General features: G+C 63.4%; 9 protein-coding genes and 2 pseudogenes. 9 read left to right on the top strand and 2 right to left on the bottom strand.

Features of this window, described 5'->3' with window-relative positions; all coding sequences use genetic code 11:
- The first annotated feature begins 436 nt into the window (after positions 1-436).
- From EU800_RS24360 to EU800_RS24325, 8 genes are all read left to right on the top strand, one after another.
- Positions 437-1918, top strand: coding sequence for a sugar ABC transporter ATP-binding protein (locus EU800_RS24360; RefSeq protein ID WP_207209998.1), 1482 nt, complete (start codon positions 437-439; stop codon positions 1916-1918).
- 2 nt (positions 1919-1920) lie between these two features.
- Positions 1921-2940, top strand: coding sequence for an ABC transporter permease (locus EU800_RS24355; RefSeq protein WP_242500813.1), 1020 nt, complete (start codon positions 1921-1923; stop codon positions 2938-2940).
- A 90-nt stretch (positions 2941-3030) separates the two neighbouring features.
- Positions 3031-4005: a substrate-binding domain-containing protein gene (locus EU800_RS24350; protein WP_371685666.1), complete on the top strand. Its 975-nt coding sequence runs from the start codon at positions 3031-3033 to the stop codon at positions 4003-4005.
- 75 nt (positions 4006-4080) lie between these two features.
- Positions 4081-4848 carry an SDR family oxidoreductase gene (locus EU800_RS24345; RefSeq protein WP_129636085.1) on the top strand — a complete coding sequence of 256 codons (768 nt, stop codon included), beginning with the start codon at positions 4081-4083 and terminating at the stop codon, positions 4846-4848.
- Positions 4849-4858: 10 nt separating this feature from the next.
- Positions 4859-5851, top strand: a complete 993-nt coding sequence (locus EU800_RS24340; RefSeq protein ID WP_129636084.1) for a dihydroxyacetone kinase subunit DhaK — start codon at positions 4859-4861, stop codon at positions 5849-5851.
- Positions 5852-5862: 11 nt separating this feature from the next.
- Complete coding sequence (dhaL, locus tag EU800_RS24335; protein ID WP_129636083.1) at positions 5863-6501, top strand: dihydroxyacetone kinase subunit DhaL; 639 nt, start codon at positions 5863-5865, stop codon at positions 6499-6501.
- A 39-nt stretch (positions 6502-6540) separates the two neighbouring features.
- Positions 6541-7185: a dihydroxyacetone kinase subunit DhaL gene (gene dhaL / locus EU800_RS24330; RefSeq protein WP_129636082.1), complete on the top strand. Its 645-nt coding sequence runs from the start codon at positions 6541-6543 to the stop codon at positions 7183-7185.
- Positions 7185-9245 carry a bifunctional sugar-binding transcriptional regulator/dihydroxyacetone kinase subunit DhaK gene (locus EU800_RS24325; protein WP_129636081.1) on the top strand — a complete coding sequence of 687 codons (2061 nt, stop codon included), beginning with the start codon at positions 7185-7187 and terminating at the stop codon, positions 9243-9245. The genes dhaL (EU800_RS24330) and EU800_RS24325 overlap by 1 nt, the downstream gene beginning before the upstream one ends.
- A gap of 186 nt (positions 9246-9431) precedes the next feature.
- On the opposite strand, the pseudogene EU800_RS24320 reads toward EU800_RS24325, so the two are convergent.
- Positions 9432-10618, bottom strand: a pseudogene (locus EU800_RS24320) (IS3 family transposase).
- A 428-nt stretch (positions 10619-11046) separates the two neighbouring features.
- Between EU800_RS24320 and EU800_RS24315 the strand changes: the two are divergent.
- Positions 11047-11955, top strand: coding sequence for an IS110 family transposase (locus EU800_RS24315; protein WP_242500814.1), 909 nt, complete (start codon positions 11047-11049; stop codon positions 11953-11955).
- Between the two features lie 219 nt (positions 11956-12174).
- Here the strand turns inward: EU800_RS24315 and EU800_RS24310 are convergent.
- Positions 12175-12648, bottom strand: a pseudogene (locus tag EU800_RS24310) (transposase); the annotation flags it as partial.
- Between the last annotated feature and the right edge of the window lie 101 nt (positions 12649-12749).

The following is a 12749-nucleotide window of genomic DNA, read 5'->3' as shown; positions in this document are numbered from 1 at the left end:
TTCTTCTTCATCGCGTCGGTCATGCTCGGGAAGGCGGGCTGTTTCGGCATCGTCGGCGCTCCTCTCGCGGATACACAGACCCTATCAGATCACGCCCAGAGGCGAAGGTTCTTCAGACTTTCCTTAACTGCGCCCGAACGGACGTCCAAAGCATGGTTCGAGCCGCGTTCTCGATTGTGTCCCGCCGAGAGAAGAACTGAAAGTCGTGGGAGTTCGCGGGGGTGCGAGTAAAACACACCTAAGACCTAAGAAGCGCCAAGCTGACCCAGTTCTAACGGCAATGAAAGGAGGGTTGAATAGCGATACATAATTGTAATATATGTAGAAAAATTCATTTTTTTCAAAATTCAAAGTAAGATTGACAAACGTAAAAAACTCCGCCAAGACTCATTTTCGGAGGAGCGGGCGCAATTCCGCGACTACGATGGAGGAATTGGTGTCCGAGTCGCTGTTGGAGGTGCGCGGCCTCAAGAAACATTTCGGCGGTGTGGCCGCATTGACCGACGGCCAATTCACCCTGACGCGCGGAACCGTCCACGCCCTCTGCGGCGGCAACGGCGCAGGCAAATCGACCTTTCTCACGATCGTGATGGGAATTCAGGACCGGGACAGCGGTGTGATTTGCCTCAAGGGTCGGGAGGTCGAGTTTGGGAGTCCTTCGGAGGCCCGTGCTGCCGGCATCACGATCATTGAGCAGGAACTGAGTCCCGTCCCCGCAATGTCAGTTGCCGAGAACATCTATCTCGGCCGCGAGCCGGTGGGTCTCTTCGGCCGGGTCGACTTCGCCACCATGAATCGGAACGCTCAGGAGTTGCTGGACAGCCTCAAGTTCGACATCTCACCAAAGACCCTGATGATGGACCTGACAGTTGCGGAGATGCAGCTCGTCGAGATCGCCAAGGCGCTCTCCTATGACGCCGAGGTCATCATCATGGACGAACCCACCTCGGCCCTCGGCGAGGCCGAAGTCGACCAGCTCTTTGCCACGATCGAACGGCTCAAGCATGCCGGGAAAGGGATCATATACGTCAGCCACCGCCTGTCCGAGATCCTCGAGGTAGCGGACCACTACACCGTCCTGCGTGACGGTCGCTTCGTCGGTGAAGGCCGCATCGCGGACGTTACCCGTGATGGGCTGATCAACATGATCGTTGGCCGCCCGCTCACCGAAGAATTCGTGAAGGAAAACAAGCCGACAGACGATCTCGCGCTGTCGGTGAAGAGCCTTAGCGCCGATGGCTGGGTCAAGGACGTGTCCTTCGACGTGTGCAAGGGCGAGATCGTCGCACTCTATGGCCTGATGGGCTCCGGCCGCAGCGAGATTTTCGAGCGGCTTTTCGGCCTTAGCGAAGACGAGGGCGGCGAGATACGACTGTTTGGCCAGCCGGTGAAGATCCGCACGCCCACCGAGGCGATCGACCTCGGGCTTGCACTTGTCACCGAGGACCGCAAGGGAACCGGTCTGGTTCTGTCGGCGGACGTGCGTTCCAACATCTGCATGGCGCAGCTCAGGGAGCTTTCGGTCGGCCAGGTGATGCAGCGCCGCCGCGAGGGCGACGCCGCGCGGCGGATGATCGAGACCTTCTCGATCAAGACGCCGACCGACCGCCTGCTGGTCTCCGGCCTCTCTGGCGGCAACCAGCAGAAGGTCGTGCTGGGCAAGTGGTTCCTGACGGCGCCGAAGATCCTGCTGCTCGATGAGCCTACCCGCGGCGTCGACGTCGGCGCAAAGCGGGAGATCTATCGGATCATCTCGGATTTCGCCCGTGCCGGCGGGGCGGTGGTGATGGTCAGCTCCGAGAACGACGAGGTTCTAGGCATGGCCGACCGCGTTATCGTAATGCGCGACGGACGTGTCAACGGAGAGCTGGCGCGCGGCGAGCTGTCGGCCAAAAAACTCGTGAACCTAGCGGCGTGACAATGACTACCAAGGGGGACATCATGATGGCGGCTGAGGCGAGCCAGAACCGCGATTTCAAGGTTATCGCAGCGGAGTACGGCCAGAAGTACGGCATCCTGATGGCGCTGGTGCTGATCTGCATCATCCTGACCTTTGCCAACGAGTATTTCCTGACCGGGCGGAACATCGTCAACGTCCTGCGGCAGACCTCGATCAACGGCATCCTCGCCATCGGTATGACCTTCGTCATCCTGACCCGCGGGATCGACCTCTCTGTTGGTTCGGTCGTTGCACTTGCCGGCATCGTCTCCGCATCGCTCGCCACGACGTCGTCGACCGCCGCCGTGCTCGGCGCGCCATACGCCGCGCCAATCCCGCTCGCCGTGGGAATCGGAGTGGGGCTGGTGGCCGGCTGGGTCAACGGCGTTTTCGTTGCCCGCTACAACGTTCCCGCGTTTGTCACAACTCTCGGCATGCTCTCCGCAGCGCGGGGCATGGCGCTGCTTTACGCGGGCGGCAAGCCGGTGCCCGCGTTGACCGACGGGTATCGGTTCATCGGTACCGGCTCCATCCTCGGCATCCCTATGCCGATCATACTGTTCGCGCTGGTGTTCCTCGGCGCATGGTTCGTGCTCACGTCGACCCGGTTCGGCCGCCAGGTCTACGCGGTGGGAGGCAACCCCCACGCAGCGCGGGTGTCGGGGATCAATGTGCGCCGCGTGAGACTGCTGGTCTATGTAATCTCCGGCGGGCTGGCAGGGATCGCCGGCATGATCCTCGCCGCGCGGACCGGCTCGGCGCTGACACAGGCGGGCATCGCCTACGAACTCGACGCGATCGCGGCTGTGGTCATTGGCGGCACCTCCCTGTCGGGAGGGGTCGGAAAGGTGACCGGCACGCTGATCGGCGCGCTCCTGATTGCCGTGGTCAACAACGGCCTCGATTTGATGGGCGTGGAATCCTACTACCAGCAGGTGATCAAGGGAGCCTTGATTATTGCGGCGGTCATGTTGGACCGGGCCCGGCACAAGGCGGAGTGATTATAAATGAGTTCAATGGCTTGGCGCCCGTTTCGCGCGGGCACCCAGGTGGAGTGTGCAACACTAAGGAGGAGCACCATGAAGACCCTGATGAAAACCATGACCCTCGCGGCCGTACTGCTCAGCAGCACTGCAGCCGTGGCGCAGGACAAGCCGAAGATCGGCGCCGCCGTGTATGGTCTCAACGCCGAGTTCATGCAGCTCTGGGCAGCCGCATTGGAGGATCATCCGGCGGTAAAGGACGGGCTGGTCGACGTGACCATCTTCGACGGCCGCTACGACGCCCTGGTCCAGCAGGAGCAGTTCGAGACGATGATCACGCAGGGCTACGACGCGATCATCTTCGTGCCGATCGACATCGAGGCCGGCGCCGAAGCGGTGCAGTTGGCGCATGATGCCGGAATCCCGGTATTCGGTTCCAACACGCGCGTCAACAGCGACTTGCTGAACGCCTACGTGGGCTCTGACGACGTCCAGTCCGGCTACATGGAAGCCAAGTACGTTCTCGACCAGATCGGCTGCACCGGCAACGTCGTTGTGATCGAGGGCCCGATCGGCCAGTCGGCCCAGATCCAGCGGCTGGAAGGCAACGAGAAGGCGCTCGCGGAATGCCCTGACGTCGAGGTCGTAGAGCAGCAGACCGCCAACTGGTCGCGCGCCGAAGCGCAGACGCTGATGGAGAACTGGCTGACCGCGCATCCCGGCGACATTGCCGGAGTGATTGGGCAGAACGACGAGATGGCGCTCGGCGCGATCGAGGCGATCAAGGCCGCGGGCCTGAGCGTAAATGATTTCGCCATTGCCGGCATCGACGGCGTGACCGACGCGCTCTTGGCCGTCAAGGCGGACGAGATGGCCTCGATCCTGCAGGACGGTGCCGCGCAAGCCCAAGGCGCGCTCGACCTCGCGATCAAAGCGGTCAACCCGGACTACGAGCCGATGTCGAAGATCTGGGAACAGTATCCCGACATGCCGTGGAACGGCGGCTCCGACAAGGAATACAACGTTCCGTGGACGCCGGTGACGCTCGAGAACGTCGACGCGCTGCTCGAGATGCGGCAATAAATCCAGTCCCCAGCCCGGCGCATCTTCCCCGGCCCGGGCTGGGGCCCTCCAACCCGAGAACAAGGACGTACTGAAATGCCTGCGGGACCCGACACCCTGAACTTCAACTTCCCGCTGGAGGGAAAGACGGCATTCGTGACTGGAGGCGCGTCCGGCATCGGCGCCGCCGTCGTGGAGGCCTTTGCCGAGAAAGGCGTGCGCGTCGCGGTCGTCGACCTGAACGAGGACGCGGCGAGAGCGCGGGCGAAGGGCCTTGAGGGCGCGATTGCGGTGGCGTGCAACGTCGCCGACCCGGTATCGGTGCAAGCAGCGGTGGACCGGGTGAAATCCGAGTTCGGCCGCATCGACATCCTCGTCAACAGCGCCGGCATCGTCGATCTCGCGCCGGCCGAGGACATCTCGTTGAAGTCCTGGCAGCGAACGCTCGACATAAACCTGACCGGTAGCTTCCTCGTCGCGCAGGCGGTGGGCCGGGTGATGATAGAACAGGGCGGCGGGCGCATCGTCAACCTTGCTTCGCAGGCCGGCTCCGTCGCCATCGACGAGCACGTGGCCTATTGCTCCTCGAAATTCGCCGTCATCGGCCTGACCAAGTGCCTTGCGCTGGAGTGGGGCGAGTTCGGCATCACCGTAAACTCGATCTCGCCGACCGTCGTGCTGACCGATCTCGGCAAGGCCGCCTGGGCCGGGGAGAAAGGCGAGAAGATGATCGGCCAGATCCCCGCCGGTCGCTTTGCCGAGCCCTGCGAGATCGCGGCTGCGGCCGTATTCCTCGCTTCCGACGCCGCCGGCATGTTCAACGGCGCCGACCTGATCATCGATGGCGGCTTCACGATCAAGTAAGGACAGAAAGATGCAGCGTTTCCTCAACAATCCCGATGCCATCGTCGACGAAACGGTCGCCGGCTTCGTCCGCGCGCATTCGGATCTGGTCCGGCTGGACCCGGAGAACAATCGCGTGGTGGTGTCCCAGTTCGCGCCCAAGGAAGGCCGGGTAGGCATCGTCACCGGCGGAGGTTCCGGCCACGAGCCGGCCTTCATCGGCTATACCGGCAAGAACATGGTCGACGCGGTCGCTGTGGGCGAGCTCTTCTCCTCGCCGACGGCCAAGAGCTTCCACGACTCGATCAGGGCCGCGAACGGCGGCGCCGGCGTGGCGGTGCTCTACGGCAACTACGCGGGCGACAACATGAACGTCAAGATGGCCGCCAAGATGGCCAAGAAGGACGGCATCGAGGTTGCCACCGTGGTCGCCAACGACGACGTCTGCTCGGCCCCTGCCGACGAGCGCGAGAAGCGCCGCGGCGTGGCCGGCGAGATCCTGATGTGGAAGATCGGCGGCGCCAGAGCAGCCTTGGGAGGCTCGCTCGCCGAGGTCATCGCCGCCGCGCAGAAGGCGATCGACAGCTGCCGCTCGGTCGGCGTGGGCCTCGGCCCCTGCACCCTGCCGGCGGTCGGGCACCCGAACTTCCAGATCGAGCCGGGCAAGATGGAGATGGGCATCGGCCACCACGGCGAGCCCGGCACGCGTGTGGAGGACCTGCGGACAGCGGACGAGATCGCCGACGACATGACCAAGATCGTGCTCGACGACCACGACCTGCCCGAGGGCACGGAGGTGGCGGTGCTGATCTCCGGCCTGGGTGCCACGCCGGTCAACGAGCTCTACGTGCTCTACGACCGCGTCGCGCAGCAGATCGAGGCGCGCGGGCTGAAGGTCTACCGGGCGCTGGTCGGCAACTACTTCACCTCGCTCGAGATGGTCGGCGCCAGCCTCACCATCATGGCGCTCGACGACGAGCTGAAAGAGCTGCTCGACATGGAAACGGCCTGCCCCGGCTTCTGAGGGAGACGACGATGACGTCCATCGACAACAAGGGTGCGGGGGCGGTCGTGACCGAGATCGCCGCCGTGATCGTCGACAACAAGGCTTATCTCTCCGAGATCGACGGCAAGATCGGCGACGGCGACCACGGTGTGAACATGGCCAAGGGCTTCGCACGCGCCGCGGAACGGCTCGACCCCGAGGGCACGCTGACCGACGCGCTGGAGCTTCTGTCGGACGTTCTCATGTCGGAAATCGGCGGCTCGATGGGGCCGCTCTACGGCATGACGTTCTCCGACATGGCCGAGAGCCTGGGCGACGCGGAGAAGATCGACGCCGCGAACTTCGCCGCAATGATCAGGGCCGGGCTTGAGGGCGTGCAGGACATCGGCTCCGCCAAGGTGGGCGACAAGACGCTGCTCGACGCCTTTGTTCCGGCGGTCGATGCCTTCGACGCGGCGATCACCGGCGGAAAGAGTTTCGCCGAGGCGCTCGACGCGATGAAGGCCGCAGCGGCGGAAGGGCGCGACAGCACGGTCGACATGGTCGCCAGGGTGGGTCGATCGTCGCGGCTCGGGGAACGGTCGCGGGGAGTTCTCGACGCAGGTGCGACCTCGTGCGCCATGATCCTCGCGGGATTCGCAGAAAGCATCGGCAAGCGCCTGACATAGGGGCTTGCCGAAGCGCGAATTCTTCGCGCATCAAGAGACATGACCACGATCGACAACGCGTATCTCAGAAGCTTTTTCCGGCTTGCCGCCGAGCGCCTCGAGGCGCAGCGCCAGGATCTCTGCTCGCTTGACGGCGAGATTGGCGACGGCGACCACGGCACCTCCATGGCCAACGGCTTCGCGGCCATCAACGCACGTTTCCGCGAGCTTTCTGCGGAAGTGCAGGAGCCCGCAATCCTGCTGCGCGAGGCCGCGTCCGCCTTCCTCGGCGAGGTCGGCGCCACGGTCGGCCCACTCTACGCAACCGCCATGTTCCAGGGGGCGGCGCTGCTGGAAGAGAGGCCCCTGGAGCAAATCCGGCTCGGCGAGTTGCTCGCCGCGTTCGCGGAGGGGATTCGGATGCGCGGCAAGGCCGATCTCGGCGACAAGACGATGCTCGATGCCTGGATTCCAGCCAGCCAGGCCGCGCGGAACGCAGCGGCGTGCGGCGGCGATGCCGCTGCCGTGGCCAGGGCGGCGACCGCGGCGGCGCTGGAAGGCGCCGATACCACCACCAGCATGATCGCCTCCCGCGGGCGCGCCGCCCGGCTGAAGGAGCGCAGCCTGGGGCACCTCGATCCCGGTGCGGTCTCGGCGGCACTGATCATCGGCACTTTCGCCGAACTCGCGGAGGAACGGACCTAATGCGACCGGCGCGCAAAAGGGCTGCGAAAGACCCGCGCGCCACGCGCCCCCCGCTTCGCTTCGGCGACGACCCGCTGCTCTGGGCAAGTTGGCTCTACTACGAGGAGGGCCTGACGCAGAACGAGATCGCCGAGGAGTTGGGCGCCTCCCGGCCTACCGTGAATGCATATCTCGCCGACGCTCGCGCCAAGGGGATTGTCAACATCTCAATCTCTGGCGAAAAGCTGCGGTCGGTGACCATCGGGCGAGAGATCGAGGAACGGTTCGGGCTTGAGGGGTGTGTGATCGTGCCCGGCGAGGGCGGGCCGCGATCGCTGATCGACCGCCTCGGCGCCGTGGCCGCGCAGTCGCTTCGCTGGCTGATCCACTCTGGCGACACCGTGGCGATCACCTGGGGCCGCACCATGCTCGCTTTAGCAAACGCGGTGCGAGAGCTCGACTTGTTGGACATAGTCGTGGTCCAGGCCACAGGCGGTACAACGGCCGCAATTGACTACACCCCGGAGGCGTGCGCGACGCGGCTTGCGGAGAACCTCGGCGCCCGCTTTGTGCCAATCTCGGCTCCGGCTATCGTCTCCTCGCCCGAGGCCCGACAGATCCTGCTGGCAGAACCGGTCATCGCCGAACAGCTCAAGAACCTTGAACGACTGACTTGCATCTTGTTCGGCATCTCGTCGATGCGGCCGAATTCCACCATCCACACTAGCGGATTCTTCGACCGCAAACTGCAGCAGAAAGGTTACTACAACAGTGCCGTCGGCTCCCTTGCTGGTCGTTTCATCGATGCCCAGGGCGTCCCGATAGCTGGACCTCTGGCGGACAGAACGATTGGCATCGAACTCGACCGCCTGCGCCGCATACCCAAGCGGGTGCTGGTCGCTGGCGGTTTCGACAAGGTGCCGCCCATTCTCGCGGCGTTGCGTGGCGGCTACGTGACCGCGCTCATCACGGACGCTGGAACGGGCGAAGGGATCCTTAGGGCCGAAGGGCTCGAGGTCGACAAGATCTCACAACGCAGGCGCGCGACCTCGCCGCCGGAACCCGCGCTGACGCGCAGCCGCATCAAGAAGTTCATCAACCAACCGCGCGACGTTGTGAGGGAAGCGCTCGAAGGGGCACTCGCTGCTTTCCCGGCGCATATCGAGTCGATAGACGGGAGCGTGCGGGCTATCCGTTCACGGGTCGAGAAGCCGCAGGGGAAAGTTGGCATTGTCATCGGCGGTGGCGCTGGGCACGAGCCCGGTTTCTTTGGTTTCGTCGGCCGCGGCCTCGCCGATGCGGTCGTGGTGGGCAATGTCTTTGCCTCGCCCCCGCCCGACCGGATCTTGAGCTGCACGCGCGACGTCCACCGCGGCGCCGGCGTGCTCTACATTTATGGTAACTACACCGGCGACGTTATGAACTTCGACATTGCCGCCGACCTGGCAGCGGCAGAGGGAATCGAGACCCGCGCGATCCTCACCACCGACGACATCGCCTCCTCCGGACCCGAAGATGCAGCCGCGAGGCGCGGAACCGCCGGCAATGTATTCGTCTTCAAGATCGCGGGCGCGGCGAGCGCTCGGATGCTCCCGCTAGACGTATGTGAGCGCCTAGTCCGAAAGGCCAACTTCGCCTGCCACACGATCGGCGTCGCGCTCGAGCCCTGCTCGATGCCGGACACCCAACGCCCGAGTTTCAGCATTGGGCAGAACGAGATGGAGTTTGGCGTCGGAGTCCACGGCGAGCCCGGCGTTACCCGCATGCCACTACAGAGCGCGGACCGTATCGTCGATCAGATCTGCGACAGAATTTTCGAGGAAATGCGCCTTGAATCGGGCGGGCGGGTCGCGGTCTTGGTGAACTCGCTCGGCGCCACCCCGATGATGGAACTGCTCGTCGTGAACAGACGGCTGATGCAGCGGTTGTCGGCGAGATCGGTAAAGGTACACACGACACTGGTGGGCCACTATTTCACCTCTCTTGACATGGTCGGGGCATCGGTCACGATCATGGGCCTGGACGAGGAACTTGCCGGGCTGCTCGACGCTCCCTGCAGCTCAATTGCTTGGATCAAATAGCTTCAAGATTGAGAACCCAATGAGCTCGCGCAGGCGTCGCGATACGGCCGCGTGCGTTTCCGGCGGTTTAGAGAAGGACATGCCATTTGTTGCTGGCCTCAGCTTGCGGCCGGTTCGAATCTGGGTCGGATCCTCCGTGTAGCAAGGATGTGTACCGGTCCACAGTTGTGAGACACGGAACTGGGTTTAAGCGGCGGTTTGCATGATGCTTGTCTGCTCTCGCCTGATCTGTGCCGGGGTTCGGTATCTGTGGCGCTGGATGATCCATTCCTCGTTGTAGGTGCGCTGGAATTCGAGGAGGGCCTAGCGCAACTCCTCGATGGTCTCGAACCACCTGAGCCAGAGCAGGTTTTCCTTCAGGGTCCGGATGAACCGCTCGGCACATCCGTTGCCCTCCGGTGCGCGGACGAAGGCGGGCGAGCTTTCGGCGCCGAGGAAGCGGATCTCCTTCTGGAAGTCACTGCTCATGTACTGGCTTCCGTGATCGTGGCGAATCTTCAGGCCCGTCGCGACGTCTTGCCCGATCCCGCCGAAGCTGCCGCGGATCGCCTGGCGGATCGGCTCCAGCGCCTCGAACCGGTTGGCGCGGTGACTGGCATGGATGCCGACGCATTCGGCCGAACAGTGATCGACGGCGATGAAGACCGCCGCCTGACCTTCGCCGGTCAGCACCGTCGTGAGATCCGTTCCCCACATCTCGTCTACCCGGTCGGTCGTGATCGTGCCGTTGTGGGCGCGCGGGCCGCGTACCGAACCTGGCCGCTGATGCGCCAGCAGGTGGTTCTCACGCATGACACGGAGGACCCGCCGAGGGCTCGTTCGAACTCCCAAGACCCGCAGCCGTGCCCAGACCTTGCGATAGCCTTCACCGTGAAAGGGGCTGTCCTTCAGCACGGTGCGGACCGTCGCCGCCAACGCCGCGTCCGGCATCGGACCCTGCGGTCCCGGCCGGCGGCGCGAAGCATCTGGCCGGTTGGCCATTTGGCGATGGCGATACACCGTGGCCCGGCTTACGCGCCAACTCCGGCACACCCAGTCGAGCCCGTAGACGCGGTTCGCGGAGGGCGAGAATGTCCGGCTCATTTCCTCGACCTCCTACGGCCCAAAGGGCGGCCGCCCTCCATCTTGCCGATCTTCGCCTCCAGCAACTCGTTGGCCATCGTTAGGTCGCCGATCTTTTCCTTCATGGCGCGCAACTCACGATCCCGGCTGTCCTCGGGCCGGCTCTTCAGCGACGCCGCCCCCGCAGCCAGGAAACTCGCCCGCCAGCCGCTCAGATCGGCCGCGGTGACACCGAGTTCCCGGCTGACCAGTTCCAGGTCCTCGCCACGCAATATCCTCAGCACGGCTTCCTGCTTGCACCCGGCCGACATGCGCCGCCGGGGCGGCGCAGCGGGCGTCTCGTCGCCAGCGTCATGGGCGCGCTCCGAAACGCCCGCATTGGCTCTCTGTTCGTCTGTCATGGCCCCTCCTTCTCGGGGGCCGCTCTCACCCAAACGGGTGTCTCACGCAACCGTACACCGGGGGCGAACATGTCTCACCAAGGGCAGGATGGCTGCCGCTTATGCCGCGCAAAGACCGCGCCACTCGGCGAGATGGGATGGTTGCCGCCCTCCCCAGACGGCATCGCAATGTGCCAAGATTGTGGTGTTGAACGCCACGCGAAGAGGAGGACGGCGAGATGAAGGATATGATGGTTGGGGTCGATCTGGCAAAGAGTGTTTTCCAGGTCTAGGTAGCGTCGCGGACAGGAAAGGTGCAGTACCGTAAGAAACTGAGCCGAAAGCAATTCAGTGCGTTTATGGCTCAGCAAGAGCCAAGACTGGTCATCTTTGAAGCCTGTGGGAGCGCTCATTATTGGGCGCGTGAAATGGAAGCGCTTAGCCACGAGGTGAGGCTGATCGCACCGCAATATGTGCGCCCGTTCGTAAAGCGCCAGAAAAATGATGCGGCCGATGCCGAGGCGATCGTGATCGCCGCCCGCCAGCCCGAGATGCGTTTTGTTGAGCCCAGGACCATTGAGCAGCAATCTCGCGCAGCGGTGTTCCGCGGTCGGGAACGCCTAGTGCATCAGCGGACCGCTGATGTGAACGCGCTGCGTGCACTTTTATGTGAGCACGGCCATGTGTTTCCTGTTGGGATACGTCACTTGAATCGCATGACAGCGCTTCTTGAGGACGAGACCTCTGGCCTACCGGTGCTCATTCGAGAGGAGTGCAAGGACCTGCAGACCCAGATCGCAGAGAAAACAGCGCGTATCACCGAGCGTACCGCGAAACTGAAAACGTTAGCCGCGCAGTCAGAGAAGGCGCACCGGCTTCAGACCATGCCTGGTGTTGGACCGCTCACGGCCGTCGCGGTGGAAGCGTTCGGCCCCGACATGGCGCAGTTCAAAACAGGTCGCTGTTTTGCGGCTTGGCTCGGGCTCGTTCCCAAGCAGCATTCCTCTGGAGGCAAGGAGCGTCTAGGGCGGATGACCAAGGCAGGCCAGGCGGATATCCGACGCCTTCTGATCATTGGGGCAATGTCGCGATTGACCTGGATTGGACGACGAACGATTCCGGAAGGCAGTTGGCTGTCGCGGATGTTGGCGCGCAAGCCCAAGATGCTGGTCGCCATAGCGTTGGCCAACAAGATGGCGCGACAGATCTGGGCGATGCTGACGAAAAACGAGAATTACTGGGATCCGGCGCTGGCAATTGCGGCATGATATGCATGTCTGGCTGCTAGCGACGGTGCCAAGTGGGGTGTGAGAAGACGACGACCTGAATGGGCAAACCGATCGAATAGATCCGGAGTGGGAAAACCAGGGCCGCTCTTAGTGCAATAAGCACGACGGCGAGATTTGGACCCGATCCGCAGATCACCATGCCGGCCTGCGGCTTTTGGAAGTACCGCATCACGAGGCCATACAGAAGACCGCACTCGATCACGCGCCAACAGGGTCGGAAACTTCTTGCATTGCGGGCGGCAACCACAGAAGAGCGGCGGCGCGGTTCTTCTTGAAGTTGGCTCTGGAGGAGAAGCTGCGCTCCGAGTTGAAATGGTTGAAGACCGAGGCGTGGACGGCGGCGAACATCTGCAAACTTCGCATCCGCCTGAAGCGTTGCATCGCCCGCTCCCGTCGTCGGAATGGCAGGTGTGAATTCTCCGCCCGGTTGTTGAGCCAGCGGCCAGTTTGCTGCAGGTCCGTTGCGCCGATTTCCCTCAGAGCGGCGCCGTAGGACCGAAGCAAGTCAGTCACGATGGACTCGGGCCGGCCGTACCGCCGCATCGTTTTCTTCAAGAATTTCAATGCGGCCTTCTTGTCGCGTGTCTTCGTCACATAGCTTTCGAGGACCTCGCCCTCCTGGTCGACGGCCCGCCAGAGGTAGTGTCGTTCGCCGTTGATCTTCACGAAAAGGCGAGTGGCGCGGGGGACTTTCACCCCCGCGCTCTCTCAGAACCGGACGTGATACTCTCGCATCATCCGGCTCCCATTGTTCAGCCATATCCGTGCAACAG

The sequence above is a fragment of the Tropicimonas sp. IMCC6043 genome (assembly GCF_004146235.1).
Lineage (GTDB): Bacteria > Pseudomonadota > Alphaproteobacteria > Rhodobacterales > Rhodobacteraceae > Tropicimonas.
The sequence above is the reverse complement of the archived record's forward strand: the minus strand, read 5'-3'. Positions and strand labels throughout refer to the sequence as shown.